At 72.3% G+C, this 23999-nt stretch carries 21 protein-coding genes, 1 tRNA gene and 1 pseudogene; 11 read left to right on the forward strand and 12 right to left on the reverse strand.

All coding sequences use genetic code 11. From position 1 onward, the window contains the following. Window positions 1-40: 40 nt before the first annotated feature. Window positions 41-2389: an immune inhibitor A domain-containing protein gene (locus ABTZ58_RS05915; RefSeq protein ID WP_351350813.1), complete on the reverse strand. Its 2349-nt coding sequence runs from the start codon at window positions 2387-2389 to the stop codon at window positions 41-43. A 402-nt stretch (window positions 2390-2791) separates the two neighbouring features. On the opposite strand from ABTZ58_RS05915, the gene ABTZ58_RS05920 reads away from it, so the two are divergent. Then, window positions 2792-3070 carry a hypothetical protein gene (locus ABTZ58_RS05920; RefSeq protein WP_351350987.1) on the forward strand — a complete coding sequence of 93 codons (279 nt, stop codon included), beginning with the start codon at window positions 2792-2794 and terminating at the stop codon, window positions 3068-3070. A gap of 43 nt (window positions 3071-3113) precedes the next feature. Here ABTZ58_RS05920 and ABTZ58_RS05925 read toward each other — a convergent pair whose 3' ends face one another. From ABTZ58_RS05925 to ABTZ58_RS05935, 3 genes and pseudogenes are all read right to left on the reverse strand, one after another. Beyond that, window positions 3114-3863, reverse strand: coding sequence for an RDD family protein (locus ABTZ58_RS05925; protein ID WP_351350815.1), 750 nt, complete (start codon window positions 3861-3863; stop codon window positions 3114-3116). Window positions 3864-3923: 60 nt separating this feature from the next. After that, on the reverse strand, window positions 3924-5261 hold the full coding sequence (locus ABTZ58_RS05930; protein WP_351350989.1) for an RDD family protein: 1338 nt from the start codon (window positions 5259-5261) through the stop codon (window positions 3924-3926). Between the two features lie 312 nt (window positions 5262-5573). Further along, window positions 5574-6374: pseudogene (locus ABTZ58_RS05935) on the reverse strand (DUF2510 domain-containing protein); the annotation flags it as partial. 244 nt (window positions 6375-6618) lie between these two features. On the opposite strand from ABTZ58_RS05935, the gene ABTZ58_RS05940 reads away from it, so the two are divergent. Further along, a complete protein-coding gene (locus tag ABTZ58_RS05940) occupies window positions 6619-7029 on the forward strand; it encodes an SsgA family sporulation/cell division regulator (protein ID WP_351350817.1) in 411 nt (136 codons plus the stop codon). A gap of 11 nt (window positions 7030-7040) precedes the next feature. Here the strand turns inward: ABTZ58_RS05940 and ABTZ58_RS05945 are convergent, their stop codons facing one another. Both ABTZ58_RS05945 and hppD read right to left on the reverse strand, forming a co-directional pair. Further along, window positions 7041-8447: an FAD-binding oxidoreductase gene (locus ABTZ58_RS05945; RefSeq protein ID WP_351350819.1), complete on the reverse strand. Its 1407-nt coding sequence runs from the start codon at window positions 8445-8447 to the stop codon at window positions 7041-7043. A gap of 120 nt (window positions 8448-8567) precedes the next feature. After that, complete coding sequence (gene hppD / locus ABTZ58_RS05950) at window positions 8568-9713, reverse strand: 4-hydroxyphenylpyruvate dioxygenase (protein WP_351350821.1); 1146 nt, start codon at window positions 9711-9713, stop codon at window positions 8568-8570. A gap of 123 nt (window positions 9714-9836) precedes the next feature. Between hppD and ABTZ58_RS05955 the strand changes: the two genes are divergently transcribed. The 7 genes from ABTZ58_RS05955 to ABTZ58_RS05985 are packed head-to-tail and all read left to right on the forward strand — an operon-like array spanning window position 9837 to window position 14836. Continuing rightward, window positions 9837-10307 carry an Lrp/AsnC family transcriptional regulator gene (locus ABTZ58_RS05955; RefSeq protein WP_020277695.1) on the forward strand — a complete coding sequence of 157 codons (471 nt, stop codon included), beginning with the start codon at window positions 9837-9839 and terminating at the stop codon, window positions 10305-10307. 19 nt (window positions 10308-10326) lie between these two features. Beyond that, entirely contained in the window at window positions 10327-10974 is a 648-nt protein-coding gene (locus tag ABTZ58_RS05960) for an ABC transporter permease (RefSeq protein WP_351350824.1), read from the forward strand. Beyond that, window positions 10967-12223 carry a betaine/proline/choline family ABC transporter ATP-binding protein gene (locus ABTZ58_RS05965; RefSeq protein WP_351350826.1) on the forward strand — a complete coding sequence of 419 codons (1257 nt, stop codon included), beginning with the start codon at window positions 10967-10969 and terminating at the stop codon, window positions 12221-12223. The genes ABTZ58_RS05960 and ABTZ58_RS05965 overlap by 8 nt, the downstream gene beginning before the upstream one ends. Continuing rightward, on the forward strand, window positions 12220-13062 hold the full coding sequence (locus ABTZ58_RS05970) for an ABC transporter permease (protein WP_502996014.1): 843 nt from the start codon (window positions 12220-12222) through the stop codon (window positions 13060-13062). The genes ABTZ58_RS05965 and ABTZ58_RS05970 overlap by 4 nt, the downstream gene beginning before the upstream one ends. Further along, entirely contained in the window at window positions 13059-14021 is a 963-nt protein-coding gene (locus ABTZ58_RS05975) for a glycine betaine ABC transporter substrate-binding protein (RefSeq protein ID WP_351350828.1), read from the forward strand. Before ABTZ58_RS05970 ends, ABTZ58_RS05975 begins: the two co-directional genes overlap by 4 nt. 52 nt (window positions 14022-14073) lie before the next feature. Further along, the gene (locus ABTZ58_RS05980) at window positions 14074-14661 is read left to right on the forward strand and encodes a helix-turn-helix domain-containing protein (protein WP_309097820.1); all 588 of its coding nucleotides are present in this window, start codon (window positions 14074-14076) and stop codon (window positions 14659-14661) included. A gap of 1 nt (window position 14662) precedes the next feature. Beyond that, window positions 14663-14836, forward strand: coding sequence for a hypothetical protein (locus ABTZ58_RS05985; protein ID WP_351350831.1), 174 nt, complete (start codon window positions 14663-14665; stop codon window positions 14834-14836). Here the strand turns inward: ABTZ58_RS05985 and ABTZ58_RS05990 are convergent. The 4 genes from ABTZ58_RS05990 to ABTZ58_RS06005 form a co-directional block, all read right to left on the reverse strand. After that, complete coding sequence (locus tag ABTZ58_RS05990) at window positions 14833-15624, reverse strand: S16 family serine protease (RefSeq protein WP_351350833.1); 792 nt, start codon at window positions 15622-15624, stop codon at window positions 14833-14835. The genes ABTZ58_RS05985 and ABTZ58_RS05990 overlap by 4 nt on opposite strands. Before the next feature lie 100 nt (window positions 15625-15724). Next, on the reverse strand, window positions 15725-16366 hold the full coding sequence (locus ABTZ58_RS05995) for an IclR family transcriptional regulator (protein WP_351350835.1): 642 nt from the start codon (window positions 16364-16366) through the stop codon (window positions 15725-15727). Between the two features lie 301 nt (window positions 16367-16667). Further along, window positions 16668-18467, reverse strand: a complete 1800-nt coding sequence (locus ABTZ58_RS06000) for a DEAD/DEAH box helicase (protein WP_351350837.1) — start codon at window positions 18465-18467, stop codon at window positions 16668-16670. 314 nt (window positions 18468-18781) lie between these two features. Continuing rightward, a complete protein-coding gene (locus tag ABTZ58_RS06005; RefSeq protein WP_351350838.1) occupies window positions 18782-20272 on the reverse strand; it encodes an MFS transporter in 1491 nt (496 codons plus the stop codon). 289 nt (window positions 20273-20561) lie between these two features. Between ABTZ58_RS06005 and ABTZ58_RS06010 the strand changes: the two genes are divergently transcribed. Then, window positions 20562-20633 (forward strand) — tRNA-Cys (locus tag ABTZ58_RS06010). A gap of 49 nt (window positions 20634-20682) precedes the next feature. Here the strand turns inward: ABTZ58_RS06010 and ABTZ58_RS06015 are convergent. Then, on the reverse strand, window positions 20683-21171 hold the full coding sequence (locus tag ABTZ58_RS06015) for a DUF6083 domain-containing protein (protein WP_351350840.1): 489 nt from the start codon (window positions 21169-21171) through the stop codon (window positions 20683-20685). A gap of 246 nt (window positions 21172-21417) precedes the next feature. On the opposite strand from ABTZ58_RS06015, the gene ABTZ58_RS06020 reads away from it, so the two are divergent. Continuing rightward, entirely contained in the window at window positions 21418-22659 is a 1242-nt protein-coding gene (locus ABTZ58_RS06020; RefSeq protein ID WP_351350842.1) for an LAETG motif-containing sortase-dependent surface protein, read from the forward strand. 11 nt (window positions 22660-22670) lie between these two features. Here the strand turns inward: ABTZ58_RS06020 and ABTZ58_RS06025 are convergent, their stop codons facing one another. Beyond that, the gene (locus tag ABTZ58_RS06025) at window positions 22671-23837 is read right to left on the reverse strand and encodes an SUKH-4 family immunity protein (protein WP_351350844.1); all 1167 of its coding nucleotides are present in this window, start codon (window positions 23835-23837) and stop codon (window positions 22671-22673) included. Window positions 23838-23999: the final 162 nt, after the last annotated feature.

Below are 23999 nucleotides of genomic sequence, written 5' to 3' on the forward strand. Positions count from 1 at the left end.
GGGTCACCGCCGATCATGTGCTGACCTGCAAGGATGCGGATTACCTACCCGCGGGGCCGACCTCCAGCTCGATCGTCGAGCCGTCCTTGGCCTCCTTGAGGATCTTGATCTTCGTGTTGGTGTCAGTGATCTTGACACCCGCCGTCGGGTTCGACTCGTCGTAGTAGTCGTTCGTCCGGTCGTTGAAGACCGAGACACCCTTCGAGCCCGGGATGTACTTCGCCACGTCCGCCTTGTGCAGCGTCATGCCGTCGGTGCGGTAGAGGCTGAACGGCGAGTCGTAGGACTGGATGCGGTTGCGCATCAGCGTGCCGTCGGCCCACTTCAGCGCGGTCGGGTGGGAGTCGACCGGCAGGACCAGACCGGTGCCCTTGTGCTCGCTGGTGTTGTTGTCCGCCTGGGAGGTGTCCCACTTCCAGATCAGCAGGCCGTTCTGGTACGCGTAGTGCTCGACCCAGTCCGGGCGCTCGGTGAAGCCGAAGTTGTACGGGCCGGTCTTCAGCGTCTTGTCGTACGACACGTACTGCCGGTTCTCGGCGATGTAGTACTGCGCGTAGTCCTGGGTGAAGGACGCGCCCATGCGGGAGAAGCCGTTCGCCGTCCAGGCGGCGTCCGCCGACTCGGCGTCGTCGGAGAAGACGGGGGTGCCGTCGGCGGTCACCGCGATCCGGTCGGCCGCGAAGCCCTTCATCGCCAGGCCGCCGTCGGTCTGGTAGCGGAAGCGCAGGTCGAACTTCTTGCCCGCGTAGGCGTCCAGGGAGTACGCCAGCTTCTTGTAGCCGTCGACCGTGCCGTGCAGGGCCGGCTTGTCGCTGCCGTCACGCGGGATCGGCTTGCCGTCCACCGTGCCGTCCAGCGCGGTCCAGTTGGCGCCGCCGTCGGTCGACACCTCGGTGTAGAGGTAGTCGTAGTTGGCCTCGATCTCGTACCAGCCGTCGAGGGTCAGCGACGCCGACGTCCTGCCGGTGAGGTCGACGGAACGGGTCAGCGTGTTCTTCAGGTTGTTGCCGCTGCCGCTCCACCACTGCGTCTTGCCCTCGGCGGGGGTGACGAGCTCGGTGGTGACCGCCTTCTTGGGGAGCTCGACGACCAGCGCCTGCTTGTGCTTGGTGTTGTACTCCGCGACGCCCAGCTTGTGCCACGAGTCGACGCCGGCCTTGGCGCGGTCGTAGTTCAGCCAGCCCAGCTGGAGCTTGTCCCAGGCGGTCATGTCGCCGGGCAGGTCACCGATCTCGTTCCTGCCGGCGCCCAGCCAGGAACCGGACGACATCAGCGTCCAGAAACCGGTGGAGTTCTCGCCGCCCGCGGTGTCGTAGTGGTCGGGCAGGCCGAGGTCGTGCCCGTACTCGTGGGCGTAGACGCCGAGTCCGCCGTTCTCCGGCTGGACGGTGTAGTCGCCGACCCAGATGCCGGTGTCGCCGATCTTCGCGCCGCCGAGCTTGTTGTTCTCGGGGCCGGTGGCGCCGGCGTCGGTGCCGAAGGCGTACCAGCGGTGCGCCCAGATCGCGTCGGTGCCCTGGGCGCCGCCGCCGGCGGACTCGTCCTCACCCGCGTGCACGATCTGGAAGTGGTCGATGTAGCCGTCGGGCTCGTTGAAGTCGCCGTCGCCGTCGAAGTCGTAGCGGTCCCACTCGTCGAAGCGCGCGACGTCCGCCTTGATCTGCGCGTCGGTCCTCCCCGCTGCCTTCTGCTGGGAGACCCATGCGTCCAGACCGTCGCTGACGACGTTCCACACGCTCGGGCAGTTGGTGTCACCGCAGGCGTTGTTGCCGTAACGGGCCTCGTTGTACGGGACCTTGACCCAGTCGGAGACCTCGCCCTCGACCGAGTAGCGGCCCGAGGACTGCTTCTCGTAGTACGTCTTGACCGAGTCGACGCCCTTGCCGGAGCCGAAGTACAGGTCCTGGAAGTAGTCCCGGTCGTAGTCGGCCCGCCAGGCGGTGGAGTTGTCCTTCTTGCGGTCGGGCTTGGGTATCTGGTTGTGCAGCGGGCCCGGGGTGCCGCCGTAGCGCGGGTCGGTCTTGTCGCCGAACTCGACCAGGATCGTGAAGATCTTGTCGGTCTTCTCGCGGCCGAGCTCGACGTACTTGCTGTCGCCCTTCTTGCTCTTGAGCTGGACGACCTTCGAGCCCTCGCGGTCCTTGACCTTGGTCTCGCCGGATATGACCTGCTTCAGGGCCTCCTGGCGCTGCGCCTCCCGGGTCTTGCTCAGGGGGCCTTCGAGGTCGTGCTCGTCGTGGTGACGGTCCGCCGGGTCGTTCCGGTCCACGGTGGTGGACCGGGGAGCGGAGGTGTCGTCGGCCACCGCGTACGTCGAGGCGGTGGCTGTGGCCGCCGCGAGCGCCACACCGATGGCGGCGGCTCTGAACGTCCAGGGTCTACTGGTCACTTGAGTTCCTCCCCCGCGTCCGTGCGCGCGGAAGGAAGGGGTCCCCGGTCAGGTGCGGTCCGCGCGCGCGTGATCAACGCGTGTAGTCAAGTGACGACATTTGACTAGAGGTTTAGCGGAAAAGACAGACCTTGACTTGGACAGGTCAAGTGCACTATGCGGAGCCGACGTTCGTTTTACGGACAGCCGGATGGTTGTTCCCTCGGGATAGGGCGCGTGCATATGTCCACTCCGTGGACGTCATGACTCCGTGCGCCCCCTGTGCACCGCCCTTGTTGATTAGGTCACGCTTACCGCTCGTTCCCGTCGGGCAGCCTGCCGGTTAGAGTCGCTTGGCGGAACGCCCGGAAGCCGGCGGAATGCCAGGCCGACGCCCCCGTGGACCCCCACTTCGAGGACATGATGGCCATGCCCCGCCCGACCGCCGCACAGCTCGCCTACGGTTCGTGCACCGTGATCCTCTCGACCCTCGCCATGCTGCTGCTGTCACAGACGCGTTCGGGTGCGGGGATCGCGCTCATCGCCGTCGCGGCGCTCGCCCTCGGGCTCCTGGTCGCCATGACGGTGCCGCTGCCCGGCAGGCGCTCCGCGGCGGTGGAACAGCCCGCGCCCCGGGAGCCGGTACGGACCCCGGTCGCTGCGGCGGCCCCGGAACCGGTGCGGGAGCGGACGGCTTCCTGACCGCCGCCCTTCGCTTCTTTGCGGCAGTTGGCTCCGCCTTGCCTCAATTGGTGCTGACCACGACCGTTTTGGCCGCCTTGTCGTGCAGGCCCTGCTTGTAGGGGCGGTCGAAGAAACTCCAGCCGCCGGAGATCGCCGTCCAGACGCAGGCGCAGCAGAAGGCGAACGGGATCCACAGCACGGCCGCGCGGGCCAGCGCCGTCTGCACCGAGGGCGTGGCGCCGTTGTCGAGGTTGGCCACGCGCAGGTGCAGCAGTTTCTTGCCGAGCGTCTGACCGGTCCTGGCGGTGAGGACGGTGTCGTAGGCGATGTAGAGGACGGCGGCGACCGCCGACTGCCAGAAGGACCTGCCGACCTCGACGCGGTCGCTGTCGAGGTCGTACTCGTTGACGCCGAAGCCCCAGGTGAGCAGCCAGACGACGACACCCACCAGGATCATGTCGATGATGCGGGCTAGCGTGCGCTTGCCGCTGTCGGCGAGCGGGGGCATGCCGGCGAGCGGGTCGGAGGGCGCGGAGCCTCCGCCGTAGGGGTCACCGCCGTAGGGGCCGCCACCGGGAGGGCCTCCGCCGTACGGTCCACCTCCGTACGGGCCGCCGCCGTAGGGGCCGCCACCGGGTGGGCCACCGTCGTACGGGCCGCCGCCGTAGGGGCCGCCTCCCGGGTGCGGCGGGGGCTCGTTGCCGTACGGGGAGCCCGCGCCCTCGCCGGGCGGCTCGCCCGGGGGCCGCTTCCGGAACGGGTCGTCTTCCGGTGGCTGCTGACCGGGGCCGGGGGGCGGTTCACTGCTCATGGCCCGAGTCGACCGCGAACCCACGGGCTCCGCATCCGGCAGACGGCCGTCCGGGGGAGCTCAGCCCGCCACGAAGGTGTGAGCCGCCTTGTCGTGCCAGCACTGCCGCCACGGCTTGTCGAACAGGCACCAGGCGACGCCGACCACACCGACGACGAGGAGACCGGGCACGCTGTAGACCAGCCAGCGGCGCAGGGCCGCGCCGAACTCCGGGGTGTCGTGGCCCTCGATGTCCCGTACTTCGAGGCCCATCAGCCTCTTGCCGAGGGTGCGTCCCCACTTGGTGGTGGGCAGCACCTCACAGAGGAGCCCGGCGAGCAGCAGCACGGCCAGGATGATGCCGAGGTAGACCGAGGTGGTGCCGTCGAGCAGCCACACCGTGACGGTCTCGCCGGAGAGCCGGGCCGCCTCGATCTTCGCGTTGACGTGGTCGACGGCCTTGATGCCGAGCGGGACGGCGGCAGTGGCGGTCAGGCCCAGGAGCACGACGGTGTCCACGACACGGGCCGCCAGCCGCTTGCCGAGCCCCGCGGGCCGGGCCGAGGCCTGGCGCCGGGCGGCCGCCTGGAACACGTCCTCGACGGGCGGCTTCCAGGGGGCGACGGGCTGTTCCTCTCCCCCGCCGGCGAGCCGGTGCACCTGCTGCGCCCAGGAGGACTGGCCGCCGCCGGGGCCGGGGCTGAGGGGGCCGGCCGCGGAGGCGGCCTGGCCCGACGAGCCGCCGGGCTGCGGGGGAACGGTGGGGGCCGCCTGGGGTCCGGACGGCGCCGTCGAACCGGCGGCGGGGGCTTGGGCGGATACCGGGGCGCCCACGGGCCCGGCCGCTGCCTGCGCGGCGGCGGCCCGAGCGGCGGCGGCCTTGCCGGCCCCGAAGCCGGGCCGGTCCGCCCCGTCGGCGGATCCGGCACCGCCCTGTGCGCTGAAGGCGGGCCCGGCCGGGGCCTGTACGGGACCGGCCGCACCGGCCGCACCGGCGGGATTGCCGAAGGCCGGGCCGCTGGCCGCCCCGGAGGGACCGGCCGAGCCACCGAAGCCGGACCCCACGGCGCCGCTGCCCGGCGCGTCCGCCGCACCGGCGAAGGCGGTCCCCGCCGAGTCCCTGCCCGAAGCCGATCCCGGCGAACCGGCCGGTCCGGAAGCGCCAGGAGTCCCAGGAGTCCCGGCGACGCCGGAAGCCCCGGAAGTACCAGATGCCCCGGCAGCTCCGAAAGCCCCGGATGCCCCGGGAGCTCCGAACGCCCCGGCAGCCCCGGGAGCCCCGGGAGCCCCAGATGCCCCGGCAGTACCAGGAGCCCCGGTAGCCCCCGCAGCGCCGGGAGTGTCGGCAGCCCCCGGAGCCCCCGGAGCGCCGGGAACGCCGGAAGCCCCGGCAGCCCCGAAAGTCCCGGCAGCCCCCACAGCCCCCGCAGCGCCGGGAGTGTCGGCAGCCCCCGAAGCGCCGGGAACGCCGGAAGCGCCGGGAACGCCGGAAGCCCCGGCAGCCCCGAAAGCCCCCACAGCCCCCGCAGCGCCGGAAGTGTCGGCAGCCCCAGGAGCCCCCGGAGCGCCGGGAGCGCCCTGAGACCCCGGGGCATGCGCGGAACCCTGAGACGCCCGGGACCCCGCAGAACCCACAGCACCCGCCGAACCTGCCGAGCCCGCAGAACTCACGGCACCCGCCGAACCCGCCGCACCCGCCGAACCCGCAGCACCCACGGCACCCACGGCACCCGCCGAACCCGCAGCACCCACGGCACCCACGGCACCCACGGCACCCACGGCACCCACCGAACCGAAGCCCGGCGCCCCGGTGTTCCCGCCGACACCCGCCGCGCCGCCCTGCACGCCCGGGCCGTCGACGCCCTGCGCCGGCCTGGCGCCGCCGTGGGAGCCACCCGAGCGGGGCGCCACCGCGCGGAACGTCATCGTGCCCTCGTCGAGGGCCTCGGCGGTCTCTCCCCCGCGCTTGCCCGACGGGCGGCGGAAGACGAACGTGCTGCCGGAGGCCGCCGCGTCGGCCTCCTGGCCGGCCGGCGGGATCGGCGCCGTGCCGTCGGTGCGCGGGGAGTCGCCGGCCGGCCGGCGGTCGGCGCGCGGCACCCTCGGGTCGGCACCCTGCCGCTCCCCGGCCCGGGCGGCGCCCGCCTGCTGAGCCGCCCCCTGTGCCCCCTGCGGCGCGCCCCACGAGACACGGCGGTCCTGGTCGCCGCCGAAGCCGGACTGGCGGGAGCGGTCCGCGCCCCAGGCGGAGGCCGGTTCGGGACGGCTGCCGTGCTGGGCGTCGGCCGGAGCGGGCTCGTCGACCGGGTCCTCGTCGAAGAAGTGCGGGCCGGTCTCCTCGACCGAGGCGGCGGGCGCCGCCCCCGCACCGGGCGGCGGCGCGAGCGACTCGCCTTCCTTGGGCGCCGGACGGCTGGTGCCCGGCACCCAGGAGGCACCGTTCCAGTACCGGACGTATCCAGGAATGGACGGGTCCGGGTAATACCCTTCGCGGGGCCTGTCGTCACCGGGTGCCGGGGTTGGGGCGCTCATGTCCGTCGTCCCGTATCTGCTCGGGGGCCAAATGGGGGCCTCCACATCTATCAGACGAGCGCAAGCCCCACGGCCGCTCCCACCGGACCCACCCCTTTCGGGCACCGATGTGCTACGCACGGCGCCGTCCCGCGGTGTCCCCTGCGAAAAAACTTCCGGCAACGCGCGTAATGCCGCCGCGCCCGCCCGCTCTCTCCCCCTGACCGGCCCTCCCGGGCAGCCGTCAGGAGAAGGGAACACCGCCATGCAGACCGTGGTGGAGAGGGAACTGGAGCTGAACCTCGTCCTGTCGCCGGAGCGCAGGATCCCGGTGCCGGCCCGGCTCGGGTACGTCACCGACGACCCGTACGCCGTCCACGTCACCTTCCACGTCGACTCCGCGCACCCGGTGTACTGGACGTTCGCCCGGGACCTGCTGGTGGAGGGCGTGTTCCGGCCCTGCGGGCAGGGGGACGTGCGGGTGTGGCCGACGAAGACGGAGGGGCGCAGCGTGGTGCTGATGGCGCTGAGCTCGCCCGACGGGGACGCCCTGCTGGAGGCCCCGGCGGCGCAGGTGTCGGCCTGGCTGGAGCGCACGCTGCGGGTGGTGCCGCCGGGGACGGAGGGCGAACAGCTGGGACTCGACGACGCGTTGGACCAGTTGCTCGCCCAGTGACGGCACCGGCGTCAGAACAGCTTGCCCGGGTTGAGGATGTTCAGCGGGTCGAAGGCCTGCTTCACGGCCCGCTGCATCTCCATCCCGACGGGTCCGATCTCGCGCGCCAGCCACTCCTTCTTCAGCACGCCGACGCCGTGTTCGCCGGTGATGGTGCCGCCGAGTTCCAGGCCGAGGGCCATGATCTCGTCGAAGGACTCGCGGGCGCGGCGGGACTCGTCGGGATCGGCCGGGTCGAAGCAGACCGTCGGGTGGGTGTTGCCGTCGCCCGCGTGGGCGACGACGCCGATGGTGAGCCGGTACTTCTCGGCGATCCGGTCGACGCCGTCGAGCATCTCGGCGAGCCGGGAGCGCGGCACGCACACGTCGTCGATCATCGTGACGCCCTTGACCGCCTCCAGTGCGGTGAGCGACAACCTACGCGCCTGAAGGAGCAGTTCGGACTCGGCGGCGTCGTCGGCGGGGACGACCTGGGTGGCCCCCGCGGCCTCGCACAGCGCGCCGACGGCGGCGAGGTCGGCGGCCGGGGCGGTGGTGTCGAAGGCGGCCAGGAGCAGGGCCTCGGTGGCCTCGGGCAGGCCCATCTGCGCCAGGTCGTTGACGGCCTTGACCGTCGTCCGGTCCATGAGTTCGAGGAGTGAGGGGACGTGGCCGCCCTCCATGATGCGGCACACGGCGTCGCAGGCGGCGGCAGCGGAGGTGAACTCGGCGGCCAGGACGAGCTGCTGGGGCGGCTTGGGCCGCAGCCCGAGCACGGCCCGTACGACGATGCCGAGCGAGCCCTCGGAGCCGACGAACAGCCGGGTCAGGTCGTAGCCGGCGACGCCCTTGGCGGTGCGGCGGCCGGTGGACATCAGCCGCCCGTCGGCGAGCACCACGTCGAGGCCGAGGACGTACTCGGCGGTGACGCCGTACTTGACGCAGCACAGGCCGCCGGAGGCCGTGCCGATGTTGCCGCCGATGGTGCACATCTCCCAGCTGGAGGGGTCCGGCGGGTAGTACAGGCCGTGTTCGCCGACGGCTCTCGACAGGGCGGCGTTGACCACGCCGGGCTCGACGACGGCGATGCGGTCGACCGGGTTGATCTCCAGGATCCGGTCCATCCTGGTCAGGGAGAGCACGATGCAGCCGTCGGAGGCGTTGGCGGCGCCGGACAGGCCGGTGCGGGCTCCCTGCGGGACGACCGGGACGCGCAGCGCGCTGGCGGTGCGCATCACGTGCTGGACCTGTTCGGTCGTGCGGGGCAGCACGACGACGGCCGGGGTGCCGGCCGGGCAGAAGCCGGCCATGTCGTGGGCGTAGGAGGCCGTGATGTCGGGGTCGGTGAGCACCGTCTCGGCGGGGAGGCCGCCGAGCAGCAGGTCGACGAGGTTGCCGGTCCTGTCGTCGCGAGGCGCTTCGATACGGCTCATGATCACAGGTTCGCATCCGGGGCCACCGGTGTGAACCCCGTCGGCGGCGGCCTTCGCCTGTCCGGGTGCGAAAGGGGTCGTGCGGGTGTCCCGTGACACCCGCACGGCCTGGAGCGCGCCGTCGGGCTACAGGTTGCCGCGGCGGGCCTGCTCGCGCTCGATCGCCTCGAACAGGGCCTTGAAGTTGCCCTTGCCGAAGCCCATGGAGCCGTGGCGTTCGATGATCTCGAAGAAGACCGTCGGGCGGTCCTGGACCGGCTTGGTGAAGATCTGCAGCAGGTAGCCGTCCTCGTCGCGGTCGGCGAGGATCTTCAGCTCGCGCAGGGTGTCGATCGGCACGCGTGTCTCGCCGACCCACTCGCCGAGCGTGTCGTAGTAGGAGTCGGGCGTGTTGAGGAACTCCACGCCGGCCGCGCGCATCGTGCGGACCGTCTGCACGATGTCGTTGGTGTTGAGCGCGATGTGCTGCACGCCCGCGCCGCCGTAGAACTCCAGGTACTCGTCGATCTGGGACTTCTTCTTGGCGATGGCCGGCTCGTTGATCGGGAACTTGACCTTGAGCGTGCCGTCGGCGACGACCTTGGACATCAGCGCGCTGTACTCGGTGGCGATGTCGTCGCCCACGAACTCCTTCATGTTCGTGAAGCCCATGACCTTGTTGTAGAAGCCGACCCACTCGTTCATCCGGCCGAGCTCGACGTTGCCGACGCAGTGGTCGATCGCCTGGAAGGTGCGCTGCGCGGGCGGCTCGACGATCGGCTTGGCCGCGACGTAGCCGGGCAGGTAGGGGCCGTCGTAGCCGGAGCGTTCGACGAGGGTGTGGCGGGTCTCGCCGTAGGTGGCGATCGCGGCCAGGACGACCGTGCCGTGCTCGTCCTTCATCTCGTACGGCTCGGCGACCGAGCGGGCGCCGTGCTCCAGGGCGTAGGCGTACGCGGCCCGCGCGTCCGGCACCTCGATGGCGAGGTCGACCACGCCGTCGCCGTGCTCGGCGACGTGCCGGGCGAGGAAGTGGCCCCAGTCGGTGGCGGGCTTGATGACCGAGGTGAGGACGAAGCGGGCGGAGCCGTTCTCCAGCACGTAGCTCGCGGTCTCGCGGCTGCCGTTCTCCGGTCCGGAGTAGGCGACCAGCTTCATGCCGAAGGCGGTGGAGTAGTAGTGCGCCGCCTGCTTGGCGTTGCCCACGGCGAAGACGACCGCGTCCATTCCCTTGACCGGGAAGGGGTCGGCCTGCCGTGCGGTGTCGGGAGTGTGGTGTGTGGTCTGCGTCATAGCCGCAGGGTCTCCCCGCCTCGCAAGGTGCGCAATAGTTTGCGTTTCTGCTGGGCAATCTGCTCAGCAACACGGCCGAACGATCGGCCTTTCTGTACAGGATGACCACCTCGGGAGGCTGCTGTGGCGATCGATCATCTGGACGGCCGGATCATCCTGCTGCTCGCCCGGGAGCCGCGGATCGGGGTGCTGGAGATGTCCCGGCGGCTGGGCGTGGCGCGGGGCACGGTGCAGGCCCGGCTGGACCGGCTTCAGTCGAACGGAGTCATCCGCGGATTCGGCCCCGAGGTGGATCCGGCCGCGCTCGGCTATCCGGTCACGGCGTTCGCCACACTGCAGATCCGGCAGGGGCAAGGGGCCGACGTGCGGGCGCACTTGGCGACCGTGCCGGAGGTGCTGGAGCTGCACACCACGACCGGCAGCGGGGACATGCTGTGCCGGCTCGTGGCCCGGTCCAACGCCGATCTCCAACGTGTGATCGACCGGGTCGTCGGGTTTGATGGCATCGTCCGGGCCTCCACGGCGATCGTCATGGAGAACCCCGTTCCGCTGCGGATCATCCCGCTCGTGGAGCAGGCCGCGGAGGAGACCTGACGTCATGGGGTGAGCGCGTGTGAACTTCTGGGAGTACCTGGCAGGCCGGCACCAGCAGCTGCTCACCGACGCCTACCAGCACGCCGGCGCCGTCTTCCAGTGCATGGTCGTGGCGACCCTGCTCGGGGTGCTGATCGGTGTCGCCACCTACCGCAGCGAGTGGGCCGGGAACCTCGCGACCACGACCACCGCCACCGTCCTGACCGTGCCCGCCCTCGCGCTGATCGGTCTGCTCGTCCCGGTGGTGGGCCTGGGGGTGGCGCCCACGGTGATCGCGCTGACGCTGTACGGGCTGCTTCCGGTGGTCCGCAACGCGATCGTCGGGCTGCGCGGGGTCGACCCGGCGCTGGTGGACGCGGCCACCGGCATCGGCATGTCCCGCCGGGCCCGGCTGCTGCGGGTCGAGCTGCCGCTGGCCTGGCCGCCGATCCTGACCGGCATCCGGGTCTCCACGCAGATGCTGATGGGCATCGCCGCGATCGCCGCGTACGCCTCCGGGCCTGGGCTCGGCAACGTCATCTTCCGCGGGCTCGCCTCGCTGGGCAGCGCCAACGCGCTCAACCAGGTCCTCGCGGGCACGCTCGGCATCATCGTCCTCGCGCTGCTGTTCGACGCCGCGTATGTCCTGATCGGACGGCTGACCATTCCCAGGGGGATCCGTGCCTGAGACCGGCGACCACGGTGCCTCCATCGAGCTGGAGGACCTGAGCAAGCGGTTCCCCGGCAGTGCGCAGCCGGCCGTGGACAACGTGAGCATGGAGATCAAGGCGGGCGAGGTCGTCGTCCTGGTCGGCCCGTCGGGCTGCGGGAAGTCGACCACGCTGAAGATGATCAACCGGCTGATCGAGCCGTCCGGCGGCCGGATCCGCATGGGCGGAGAGGACGTCACCGACATCGACCCGGTGGGGCTGCGCCGCAAGGTCGGCTACGCGATCCAGTCCGCCGGGCTGTTCCCGCACATGACGGTCGCGCAGAACATCGGCCTGGTCCCGAAGATGATCGGCTGGCCGAAGGCCCGGATCAGGGAGCGGACCGAGCAGCTGCTCGACCTCGTCGGGCTGGACCCCGGCGAGTTCCACGGCCGCTATCCGCGCCAGCTCTCCGGCGGCCAGCAGCAGCGCGTGGGCGTGGCCCGGGCGCTCGCGGCCGATCCGCCGGTGCTGCTGATGGACGAGCCGTTCGGGGCGGTGGACCCGATCACCCGGGACCACCTCCAGGACGAGCTGATCCGGCTGCAGCACGAGCTGCGCAAGACGATCGTGTTCGTCACCCACGACTTCGACGAGGCGATCAAGCTCGGCGACCGGATCGCCGTGCTGCGCGAGCGCTCGCACATCGCCCAGTTCGACACCCCCGAGGCGATCCTGACCAACCCGGCGGACGACTTCGTCTCCGGGTTCGTGGGCGCCGGGGCGGCGCTGAAGCGGCTGAACCTGACCCGCGTACGGGACGTGGAGATCACCGATTACCCGACCGTCACGGTCGACGACCCGCTGCAGCAGATCTTCAACCGGCTGCGGGCCGGCGGCACCAACGAGGTCCTGCTGCTCGACCGCCGGGGCCGCCCCTACAAGTGGCTGCGGCGGGGCGACCTGATGCGGGCCAGGGGGTCTCTGGCCCGGGCCGGGCAGCTGGTGCACGACACGGTCACCCGGGACGCGACCCTGCGCGACGCGCTGGAGGCGGTGCTCACCGACAACGCGGGGCGTGTGGCGGTGACCGGGCGGCGCGGCGAGTACACGGGCGTGGTCGACATGGAGACGCTCATGAACTCGGTGCACGAGATGCTGGAGGCCGACCGGCTCGACGCGATGGAGCACCAGCACGAGCTGGAGTCGCTGCGCGCCGCGCAGACCGAGGTGGAGCGGGAGCGGGCCGGGGGTGTGACGGGCGTGGGCCCGGGAGGGGAGCGGTGAGGGCCGCGGCGGCCGAGGAGATTTCCGGGCGGCCCGGGCCGGACTCCGGGCCCGCCGGTGAGATCTCCGCGTCCGTTGCGGGACCGTCCCGGCCGGAGCGCCGGCCCGCCCGGATCGGCTGGCGGAAGCTGACCGTCCTGCCCGTCGGCCTGATCGCCGTGCTCCTCGCCACCTGGCTCTGGTTCGAGCAGGCCGACCTGGACGCGCTCACCCGGAACGCCCTGGCGGGCGGCCAGGTGTCCAAGGCGCTGTGGCAGCACATCCAGCTGACCGCGATCTCCACGTTCTTCGTGCTGGTCATCGCGATCCCGCTGGGCATCCTGCTGACCCGCGGGGCGTTCCGCAGGGCCACGCCGGTGGTGATGGCCTGTGCCAACACGGGCCAGGCGACCCCGGCGATCGGCCTGCTCGCCCTGCTGGTGATCTGGCTCGGCATCGGCCGCAGGGCCGCCCTGATCGGCATGATCCTCTACGCGGTCCTGCCGGTGCTGTCCAACACGATCGCGGGCCTGAAGGCGAACGAGCCGACCCTGCTGGAGGCGGGCCGCGGCATCGGCATGTCCCCGATGGGCGTGCTGACCCGGGTCGAACTCCCCCTGGCCGTGCCGCTGATCCTGGCGGGTGTGCGCACGGCCCTCGTCCTCAACGTCGGGACGGCGACGCTGGCGGTCTTCGGCGGGGGCGGCGGGCTGGGCGTGCTGATCACGACCGGGATCACCAACCAGCGCATGCCGGTACTGGTGCTGGGGTCGGTCCTCACGGTCGTCCTGGCGCTGCTGGTGGACTGGCTGGCCTCGCTCGCGGAAGTGCTCCTGCGGCCGCGGGGGTTGCGGGCATGAGGGGCCGGACGCTGCCGGCCGCGCTGCTGCTGACGGCGGCCTCCGGATGCGGCCTGACCAGCGGCTCCCCCATGGCCGACGACGTCCGGCCCGGGTCGGTCGGGCGGGGCGGGCCACTGAAGGGCGCGAGCCTGACGGTGACGTCCAAGTCGTTCACCGAGGGCCTGATCCTGGGCGCGATCATGGGCATCGCCCTGGAGGCGGCCGGGGCGGAGGTCCTCGACCGGACGGGGATCCAGGGCTCCGTCGGCAGCCGCGAGGCGGTGCGCAAGGGCGACGCGGACGCCGGGTACGAGTACACGGGCACGGCCTGGATGACCTACCTCGGGCACAGCGAGCCGATCACGGATCCGCGGCGGCAGTGGGAGGCGGTGAAGAAGGAGGACGCGGCGAACGGACTGGCCTGGCTGCGGCCGTCGTCCCTCGACAACACCTACGCGCTGGCGATGAACCGGCAGAACGCGGAGAAGTACGGCACGAGGACCATGTCGGACGTGGCGAAGCTGGCGAAGTCCGACCCCGGCGCCGTGCGGCTGTGCGTGGAAGTCGAGTTCGCGAACCGGGCGGACGGGCTGCCGGGCATGCAGAAGCGGTACGGGATGAGACTGCCGGCGCGGAACGTCACGCAGATGGACACGGGGATCATCTACACGCAGACGGCCAAGGGGAGTTGCCCGTACGGCGAGGTGTTCACGACGGACGGGCGGATCGAGTCGATGAACCTGGTCGTGATGGAGGACGACCGGAAGTTCTTCCCCAACTACAACGCCGCGCCGGTGATCAACGCGAAGACGCTGAAGGAGTGGCCGGCGATCGCGGACGTGCTGGATCCGGTGACGGCGCGGCTGGACAACGCGGTGGCGCGGGAGCTGAACGCGAAGGTGGACGTGGAGGGGGAGGACCCGCACGAGGTGGCGCTGGACTGGATGGTGACGGAGGGGTTCGTCCGGGAGGGCTAGGAGGAGTTGCAAAGAAAACCTTGCAAGGATTCCTTTGCAAGGATAGCTTTGCATGGTGACCGAATCCCAGAACCCACAGGTACGGCAGCTCGACGCCCGGTCCCTGCGGGGACTCGCGCACCCCCTGCGGATCCAGCTGCTCGACGCCCTGCGCTTCGGCGGCCCGGCCACCGCCTCGCAACTGGCGGCGAAGCTCGGCGAGTCCAGCGGCGCCACCAGCTACCACCTGCGCCAGCTCGCCGAGTACGGCTTCGTCGAGGACGCCCCCGAGCGGGGCAAGGGGCGCGAGCGGTGGTGGAAGGCGGCCCAGCTCGGCCTTCGCTTCGACGACGCCCTGCTCACCGACGCGGACCCGGCCGTGCGCGGCGCGGCCGACCTGTACGTGCACGAGGTCGCCACAGCGCAGACCCGGGCCGTGTCGACCTGGCTGGGCAACCGTGACGCATGGCCCGAGGAGTGGACCCGCGTCTGGGACCTGAGCAGCTGGACTCTGCGCCTGACGCCCGAGACGACCCAGGAGCTCGTCGGGAAGATGCACGCGCTGCTCGACAGCTACCGCGACCGCGCGGCCGACGAGGACACCCCCGGCGCCGAGCAGGTCCGCTTCCACACCCACGCCTTCCCGATCAGGACGGACTGAGATGCACCCCGACATCCACCTCGCCCTGCACCACGCCCGCGCCGCCGAGCTGCGGGCCGAAACCCGTCCCCGCCCGGCGCGCCGTCACGACCTGCGGATGCGCCTCGGCTGGACCCTCGTCGAGGTCGGTCTGAAGCTCGCCACCCGGCCCCGGCCGGCCGCCGCCGCCCACTAACAGCTCGGCACGGACCCCTTGCCCGTCTCCAGGGCCAGCAGCGCACTCACCGTGCCCTTCAGCGTCGTGACCGGGATCAGCCTGAGGCCCTTCGGCAGCTCGGCGCGGGCGTCCGCGCACTCCGCCTTGGGCACCAGGAACACCGTCGCGCCGTCCCGCCTCGCGGCCTGCGTCTTGAGGGCGACGCCCCCCACCGCACCGACCGTGCCGTCCGCTTCGATCGTGCCCGTACCGGCGATGACACGGCCGCCCGTGAGGTCACCGCCCGTGCCGTCGCCGTCGAGCTTGTCGACGATCCCGAGGGAGAAGAGCAGCCCCGCGCTGGGCCCGCCCACGTCGGCGAGTTTCAGGCTGACCTTGACGTCCTTGGCGTCGAGGCCGAGGTACCCGAGCGCGGCCCGGGTCGCCGCGTCCTGGGACTCCTTCATCTGCTTCTCGTTGTGCCGCTCGATCTCCCTGACCGTGTCTCCGCGCGGGTAGAGGGCGTCGCGCGGCATGACGGCCTCGTCGGTGCGGAACCAGCTGTCGAGGACGTCGGGGAGGGACACGCGGGTGTCCGGTGAGGTCGCGACGATGGTGGTCATCCGCAGCTCGCCCCGGGCCTCCCGGGTCGGCGCACCCGCAATGGTGATCACCGGCTCGCCCTTGTGCTCGCCGAGCACGTTCGCCGTCTCGCCCGGCTGCGCCACCGAGAACGGCAGCGGCGCGAACACGGCCGTGGCGATCAGGGCCACGGCGGGCAGGGCGCAGACGGCGATGGCCTGGGGGCGCGTGAGACGAGAGAACACGGGATCAATCTAACGCGGGTGCGGTGGACCACCGGGGCCAGGTCACGCGCCCCCTTCCGCCGACCGGTCCGGCCGTCCGCCCCGGACACCCCGGCCGGCGTCAGCGCAGCGCCTCCGCCACCTCACGGGCCGCCTCGACGACCCGCTCTCCGACCCGTTCCGGTACGACGTCGGCCAGCATCACCACGCCCACACTGCCCTCGACGCCCGTCACGCCCAGCAGCGGGGCCGCCGCCCCGCACGCTCCCGCCTCCAGCTCGCCGCGGGTGAGCGTGTAACCCGGGTCCGCCCTCGGGTGCTGCCGGGCGGCGAGGATGGCCTTGCCGGCGGCGCCCCGGTCCAGGGGGTGCCGGAACCCGGCCCGGTACGCGACGTGGTAGTCCGTCCAGGTCGGCTCGACCACGGCCACGGCGAGCGCGTCCGCCCCGTCGACCAGGGTCAGGTGCGCCGTCGCGCCGATGTCCTCGGCCAGCGATCGCAGCGCCGGCATCGCGGCTTCCCGCACCAGCGGATGGACCTGCCGTCCCAGACGCAGCACCCCGAGCCCGACCCGGGCACGTCCGCCCAGGTCACGGCGTATGAGTGCGTGCTGCTCCAGGGTGGCGAGCAACCGGTACACCACGGTCCGGTTCACGCCCAGCCGGACGGAGAGCTCGGTCACGGTCAGCCCGTGGTCCGTGTCGGCGAGCAGCTTGAGGACCCGCAGTCCCCGGTCGAGCGTCTGGGAGGTCTCCGCGGTCACGACGCCCACTCCTTAGTGGTGAGGTCGGCGGCCCCCTGGTCGGCGGATGCGTCGCCGAGTCCCGTCGGCGACGCGCTTCAGAGGCCGCCGATCGGCCGGCGGCCCGGTCTGTCCGGGCCGCGTCGCTTCACGGCTGCGCTCCGCGGCGGCGCTGCCACGGGGCGTGTGCGTAGCGGGACAGTAGCGAAGGGGGTTCGCTGAGCGGAAGGCTCCGTCCAGAATCCGGGCACGGTCCGCGGTGCAGTGCTTCGGTTTGGGACGGTATGCGCGCCCCCCAGGTTGTGGAGCCCTCCCCGGGGCGTCACTTCATGCGGGTGGCCCACTCCTGCACCTTGGCGATGCGCTGCCGCAGCTGCCCGGCCGTCGCCTCGGCCGCCGGCGGTCCCCCGCACACGCGCCGCAGCTCGGTGTGGATCACGCCGTGCGGCTTGCCGCTCTGGTGGACGTACGCGCCGACCATGGTGTTGAGCTGCCGGCGCAGCTCCATCATCTCCTTGTGGGAGACCACCGGCCGCCGCTCGGCGGGCAGTTCGAGCAGGTCGGCCTCCTCGTCCGGCTTCTTGCGGCTGTGCGCGATCTGCCGGGCCTGCCGCTTCTGCAGCAGCAGCTGCACCTGGTCGGGCTCCAGCAGTCCCGGGATGCCGAGGTAGTCCTGCTCCTCCTCGCTGCCGGGGTGGGCCTGCATGCCGAACTCGGCGCCGTTGTACATGACCCGGTCGAAGACGGCGTCGGACTCCAGCGCCTCGAAGGGCAGCATGTCCTGCTCGCCGGTGTCCTCGTCCTGCTCCCGGTTCGCCTCCTCCATCTCCTTCTCGGACTCGGCGTAGGGGTCCTCCTCGCCCTCCTTCTTGGGCTTGTCGAGGACGTGGTCGCGCTCGCGCTCCATCTCGTTGGCGAAGGAGAGCAGGTCGGGCACGGTCGGCAGGAACACGGAGGCCGTCTCGCCGCGCCGCCGGGACCGTACGAAACGGCCGACGGCCTGCGCGAAGAACAGCGGCGTCGAGATCGTGGTGGCGTACACGCCGACCGCGAGCCGGGGCACGTCGACGCCCTCGGACACCATCCGCACCGCGACCATCCACCGGTCGGTGTTGTTGCTGAACTCGTCGATCCGCTCGGAGGCGCCGGAGTCGTCGGACAGCACGAGCGTGGCCTTGCTGCCGGTGATCTCCCGGAGCAGCTTGGCGTACGCGCGCGCCGAGTCCTGGTCGGAGGCGATGACGAGCGCGCCTGCGTCCGGGATGGCCTTCCTGACCTCGGTCAGCCGCTGGTCGGCGGCGCGCAGCACGGCCGGCATCCACTCCCCGCGCGGGTCGAGCGCGGTCCGCCAGGCCTGGCTGATAGCGTCCTTGGTCATGGGCTCGCCCAGCCGGGCGGCGACCTCGTCACCGGCCTTGGTGCGCCAGCGCATGTTGCCGCTGTAGGAGAGGAAGATGACCGGCCGGACGACGTTGTCGGCGAGGGCGTTGCCGTAGCCGTAGGTGTAGTCGGCCGCGGAGCGCCGGATGCCGTCGTCGCCCTCCTCGTACGTGACGAAGGGGATGGGGTTGGTGTCGGACCGGAAGGGCGTACCGGTCAGCGCCAGCCGCCGTGTCGCCGGTTCGAACGCCTCCAGGCAGGCCTCGCCCCAGGACTTGCTGTCACCGGCGTGGTGGATCTCGTCGAGGATGACGAGCGTCTTGCGCTGCTCCACGCGGTTGCGGTGGAGCATGGGCCGCACCCCGACACCGGCGTACGTCACGGCGACGCCGTGGTACTCACGGCCGAGCGGTCCGGCGCTGTACTCCGGGTCGAGCTTGATGCCTATCCGCGCGGCGGCCTCGGCCCACTGCTTCTTCAGGTGCTCGGTCGGGGCGACCACCGTGACCTGCTGCACGACGTGGTGGTGCAGCAGCCACGAGGCCAGCGTCAGGGCGAAGGTCGTCTTGCCGGCGCCGGGGGTGGCGACCGCCAGGAAGTCCCGCGGCTGCTCCTGGATGTACTTCTCCATCGCGCCCTGCTGCCAGGCGCGGAGCTTGCCGGCGGTGCCCCAGGGGGCGCGCCCGGGGAACGCCGGGGAGAGGTGGTGCGAGGCGGTGCTGGTGCCGGCGGTGGTAGTCACGGTCTCCGTTGGGGGTCGGGCGGCTCGTGCGAGGAGCCTGACGGCTCGGCTACGTATGACAACCGGGCCACCCTACCGGCGCGCTCCACCGGCCAACGCGCGGACCGGGCCGGGTCACGCGCGGGTGGGACCGACGTCACAGCTCCCCCAGCCGCCCCGCGATCCTCCCGGCCTCCGCCTCCGCCCCGGACGCCACGTCGACGACCGGCGTGCACGCCACGTCCCGGTCCGCCCCGGCCGTCGTTCGCCGAGCCTCCTGACGCGCAGGGCCCGCAGCACCTCCTACGGCCCGGGGCGAGCGGAGGACGGCCGCTTCACGGCCGGTGCTCCCGCAGCCGGGTCGACACCCAGACGCCCAGCAGGGCCACCGCCGCCATGGGCAGGAACACCGCGGCGAACGCGGCGGGGTGGGAGCCGGAGGTGTGGGTGGTGGTGTGGGAGACCGTGCCGCCGCCCAGGGCCGCGAAGGCGGCGCCGCCTGCGGACAGGAGGACGACGTTGGACAGGCCGTCGGAGATCTGCAGCGCGGCGGAGTTGCTGCCGGCCTCCTCCGGGGCGGAGAGCTTCAGCAGGAGCACGCTGGTGGAGGAGATGACCAGCCCCATGCCGAAGCAGCCGACGCCCCAGGCGGCGGCCAGGGTCCAGACGGGCACCGAGTCGACCAGCACGCTCGGCGCCGTGGCGATGGCCGCGGCGACCAGGAGCATGCCGACGGTCGTCAACCGCTCCCGGTACGGTTCGAACCGCGACCGCGACTGCACCCAGGAGCCCAGCGCCCACGTCCCACCGCCCGCCGCGAGCGAGAAGCCGGCCAGGGTCGGGCTGAGCCCGCGCTGGGTGACCAGCATCAGCGGCACGAAGGACTCCGCGCCGATGAACGACCCCGCGGCGACGCCGCGCAGCAGCACGACGGACGGCAGCCCGCGGGCGGCCCGGTAGGTGCCGCGGGGCAGCAGGCCGAGCACGGCGGGCACGAGCAGGGCCACGCCGAGCGCCCCCGGCAGGAGCGAGAGGGGACGCAGGTCCTGCGCGGCGTACTGGAGGAGGCCGGCGCCGAGGGAGATGGCCAGGGCGAGCCGGATGCGGCGACGGTCGAAGGAGGCCCCGGGGCCGGGCTCGACCGCGCTCCCCGGTGCCCCGGGCGCGTCCGGACCGCCCGCCGGTTTGGACGCGCGCCGCCGGATCTGCGGCAGGGCGAAGGCGAGCGAAAGCAGGACCAGGACGGGGATCCCCACGAACACCCAGCGCCAGCCGAGCCGCTCGGTCACCGTGCCGGCGGCGAGCGGGCCGACGATCGACGGCACGATCCAGGCCGCCGCGAAAGCCGCCATGATCGCCGGCCGCAGCCGTTCCGGATAGGCCCGTCCGACCACCACGTACAGCGCGACGATCACCATCCCGCCGCCGAGCCCCTGCACGGCCCGTCCCAGGATGAACACCCACATCGCCCCGGCGGTCCCCGACAGCAGCAGCCCGGCGCCGAAGGAGGCGATGCCCGTCGTCAGCGGCGCGAGGGGCCCGTGCCGGTCCGACCACTGCCCGGCGAGCACCATCCCGAACAGGCTGGTCGTGAAGTACCCGGAGAAGGCGAACGCGTACAGCGAGATCCCGTCCAGCTCACGGGCCGCGACGGGCATCGCCGTGCCGACGGCGGTCGCCTCGAAGGCGATGAGCAGCACGACGGAGACGATGCCGACGCTCAGTGCCCGGTACCCCTGCCCCAGTACGCCCTCTCCTCCCCCCGCGAGAGGGGTCGGCGCACCGGCACCCACGACATCGGCGTCACGCGGCTTGGAGTCAGGCATGCCCGCCAGCGTAAGGTCCACGCGGCGCTTTGACCCCTGTCGCGAGACGGTCCCCACCTGAGACCTTGGTCGTACGCCCTTCGTGAACGGCGTGTGGCAGTCGCGTTGCACCGCACCGCATGCCCTTGAGCCCGGCATTCCCGGGGCCGTACGGTCGATTCACCGAGTTCCAGGCCGTGTGCCCGAGTGGTTCAGGGGCTCGCCTGCGCTGCGTCCATCAGCGAGCTCCGCTCGCGGGGAGTCACGCGGGTCAGAATCCCGCCACGACGGCGAGGTCGACCTCGGTCCCGGCCGTGTGCCCGAGTGGTTCAGGGGCTCGCCTGCAAAGCGAGTTACGTGGGTTCGAATCCCGCCACGGCCTCTTCTCTTCGCCGTCTCGGGCGTCTGCCGCGGGAGCTCGTCCGGGGACTTCAGCCCGCGTTCGGGAGGGTGTCCGAGGGCGCTCCCCCGGCGGGCTGCCGGCGGGCGCGGCGTGCGTTCTCCAGACGCGCCGCGTCCAGCCGGCGCCACGGGCCGGCCTCCTCAAGGCGCAGGCCGGGGCAGGCGATGCGGTGGGGTACGCGGCACACCGCCCCCGGCGCGGGCTCGTCGTCGCGGCTGTTCCAGGCGGTGCCGTCGGCGTCGACGTACCAGCGGTGCCACGCGGGCACCAGGTGCGCCGGCACCCGCAGGTCCGGTTCGAGGAGGACGTGCCAGCCGTAGTACGTGACGCACCGGTCGCCCATGAGCCCGCAGGTGGGACAGAGCGGCGGAGCGGGCGGCTCAGGGCCGGTGGCGCCTTCCAGTGCCGCCTGGGCACGGTCGGTCTTCTCCCACGGCTGCGGCGCGTCCGGCGGCCGCTGCCGGTGTCCGTCCGGGTGGTGCAACGGGATGATGCCCGACTCTCCTGTGTCCCCCATGGCCCGAGCATCCGCCCGGGCACAGAAAGGGGGAAGGGCGCGTTCGGGGCGCAACAGGGGCAAGCCGCCGGGGCGTCCCCGGCCGCCGCGCGGCCCGGGAGGCGCACGGCCGGTCCGCCGTCGCCCGGAGCGGGCACGAGACGGTTGCCGGGCGCACAACCCCGAGGGGCTCTCAGGTGTCCAGAACATGACCGGTAGCCGACGCTCCGGTCCGTCATGTCCACCGTTTCCACGAGGAGAACCCCCGTGCATCTGCGCCCCCCGGCAGCCGTCCTGGCCGCTGCCGTGATCGCCGTCACCGGACCAGCTGTCGCCGCGCCCGCGGCGTATGCCGAGGAGGGCGGGCCGGACCTGGCCGTGTCGACACTGCCGGCCGCGTCCCTGAAGCCGGGCGAGGTGTACGACCGGTCCGTCACGCTCACCAACAAGGGCACGGCGGCGGCGGACGGCGTCACCTTCCGGGTGCGTCTGACGCGCGGTCTCGACTTCCCCGAGCAGGTGAAGGGCTGCACCTACTCCACCGTGCGGGACCAGGTCAGGCAGGCACTGTGCGAACTCGACACGGTGGTCGAGCCGGGCGCCTCCGTCACCACGCCCGTCCGGTTCAAGGCGCTCGGCAAGGCCCTGATGGAGGCCGTCGAGTACGGCACGAGCGCGAGCGGGGACGCGCCCGGCGAGGGTTACGACGACAGTCACCGGCGGATGACCCTGACCGCGGACAACACCGCCGACCTCGTCGCGGTCGGTGAGGACACCGAGGCCCTGGCCGGCGAGCAGCAGTCCGTCACGGCGACCTTGCGCAACGACGGCCCGGGCTGGGTGCAGAACCAGGAGAGCGACGACCTCCCCGGTCTGCTGGTGCAGATACCGCCGGGCACCACCGCCGTCGAGGTGCCCAAGGACTGCGCGCCGTTCGGGATCGACGGCCCGAGCGGACCGCAGGGGACCCCGGGCAAGCCGAAGTACGTCTGCTGGCCCGAGGACGGGACCCTCGACGTCGGCCAGTCCCTGGCCTACACCTTCCTGCTGGACGTCAAGGAGTCCGCGCAGGACACCCAGGGCAAGGTCACGGCGTCCTCCGTCTACGACATCGCGCCCGCGTACGACAGGAACCGCGCCAACAACACCGCCCTGATCCGCATCGACCTGCCGAGCGACTACGAGCCCGGGCCGAGCCCTTCGGACGGTGCCGACGGTGGCGGCGACGGCGGCACCGGCGGCAACAAGCCGGGGGGCCAGGCCGCCGGCGGCACCGGCGGTACGGCCTCCCCCTCGGCCACCGCCTCGGCCGGCACCTCGGCCGGCACCTCCGCCGGCACCTCCGCCGGCTCCGGCGGCACCACGGCCGGCGGCTCCACCGGTGGCAACCTCGCCGCCACCGGCTCCGACGGCACCCCGCTGCTCGCCGGTGCCGCTGCGGCCGCCGCGGTGATCGGCGGCGGCCTGGTGTTCGCCGTGCGCCGCCGCGGCGCCTCCCGGTCCGCCTGACGGCGGGCCCGTCAGAGCACTCCGCCCGCCTCGTCCTGGCACGTGGTCGTCCAGTAGTGCCGGGACGGGGCCGGCGTCGCGATCCCCGTGGGGTCGACCGTCGACAGGACCTGGAGCATCGTCATGGCCAGCTGGTCGTAGGTGTCGGTCGTCAGCTCGTGGTCGGACCGCTCGTCGATCGCCCGCTCGCGGTGCAGGAGCCAGAGCGTGAAGGCGAGGGTCGAGACGTCCGTGTTGAGGGGGTGGAGCGTCGCCTCGGGTTCGCTCCAGTTGAGGACCGCGCCCGTGGCTCCGTCGACGACCAGGCTGATGTCCTCGATCAGGTGGCCGAGGCGGATCAGCCGGTCGGCGCCGGCGGGGAGCCGCGCCGGGGTGTCCGCGTCGGCGTGGAACTCGGCCAGGGTCGCCAGCGGGACGTCCGTGTCCAGGGAGAAGACGGGGGCGTCCTCCGGGAGGCCCACCTCGCGCAGGAAGCGGCGGGTCGGCTCGTGCGTGAGGGTCGCCGGGAAGTCCACGTCCTCGAAGCGCGCCACCTTGCCGGGGCCGAACTCCTGGTCCAGGAGGCGGTGCGGGAGGTCAAGGGAGAGGCCGGAGGCGCCCGAGCGGCCCGCGACCAGGGACAGGGGGCGGATCAGGGCCGCCATCTTCCAGAACGGGGCCGGTTCGCCGTCCGTGCCGTCCCGGAAGACGGACAGCAGGTGCTGGGAGGCCTCCGCCACCGCCTTGGGTCCGTAGCGGCCGGCGTAGGAGGCGAACTGGCCGCGCAGCCCGGCCAGTTCGTCCGTGGCCCCGGCGAAGCGGACCAGCGTCCGCAGCGAGGGCGCCAGGGGGCGGCGGTCCATCAGGCCGGGGCGGTCGTGCAGGAGGTACGTCGTCGAGATCTCGCCCGTCGCGCCGTCCAGCAGGACCGACTCCGTCTCCAGGCCCGCGGGGCCCAGGAGTCCGCCTGTCACCAGCTGTTCGCGCAGCTCCGCCGCGAGCCGGTCGGCCGGATCGCCCGTGGAGTCCGCCACCGTGCGCAGGCCGTCCCCGCGCAGCCCGTCGAAGCTCAGCATGCCGCTGCCGGCCGGCAGACCCGGCCCCGTCAGCCAGTGCCGCGTCGGCGCGTGCGTCACCCACGGGTCCAGCTCGGACTCGGCCAGGGTGATCACCGCGGCACCGGCGTCGGTCGTACTCATGGGCTCCCCCGCATGCGTTCGCTCGCTCCCGTCCCCTGGTGGAGCACGGCGGATCATCCGGCCAGGCCCGGCAGCCGTCCCCCACTGACCGGAACACTACGCCCCACCACTGACAACGCCCCGGAACAGCGACGCGTGCCCAGCGATCACAACGCGTCCATC

The organism is Streptomyces sp. NPDC094143 (genome assembly GCF_040303825.1).
Lineage (GTDB): Bacteria > Actinomycetota > Actinomycetes > Streptomycetales > Streptomycetaceae > Streptomyces.

Excerpts from the sequence above, each read along its gene's own strand:
- ABTZ58_RS05975 (WP_351350828.1), top strand. The coding sequence starts at position 13,059 with ATGAGGGGCCGGACGCTGCCGGCCGCGCTGCTGCTGACGGCGGCCTCC.
- ABTZ58_RS06025 (WP_351350844.1), bottom strand. The coding sequence starts at position 23,837 with ATGAGTACGACCGACGCCGGTGCCGCGGTGATCACCCTGGCCGAGTCC.
- ABTZ58_RS05980 (WP_309097820.1), top strand. The coding sequence starts at position 14,074 with ATGGTGACCGAATCCCAGAACCCACAGGTACGGCAGCTCGACGCCCGG.
- hppD (WP_351350821.1), bottom strand. The coding sequence starts at position 9,713 with ATGACGCAGACCACACACCACACTCCCGACACCGCACGGCAGGCCGAC.
- ABTZ58_RS05985 (WP_351350831.1), top strand. The coding sequence starts at position 14,663 with ATGCACCCCGACATCCACCTCGCCCTGCACCACGCCCGCGCCGCCGAG.
- ABTZ58_RS06005 (WP_351350838.1), bottom strand. The coding sequence starts at position 20,272 with ATGCCTGACTCCAAGCCGCGTGACGCCGATGTCGTGGGTGCCGGTGCG.
- ABTZ58_RS05940 (WP_351350817.1), top strand. The coding sequence starts at position 6,619 with ATGCAGACCGTGGTGGAGAGGGAACTGGAGCTGAACCTCGTCCTGTCG.
- ABTZ58_RS05925 (WP_351350815.1), bottom strand. The coding sequence starts at position 3,863 with ATGAGCAGTGAACCGCCCCCCGGCCCCGGTCAGCAGCCACCGGAAGAC.
- ABTZ58_RS06015 (WP_351350840.1), bottom strand. The coding sequence starts at position 21,171 with ATGGGGGACACAGGAGAGTCGGGCATCATCCCGTTGCACCACCCGGAC.
- ABTZ58_RS05920 (WP_351350987.1), top strand. The coding sequence starts at position 2,792 with ATGGCCATGCCCCGCCCGACCGCCGCACAGCTCGCCTACGGTTCGTGC.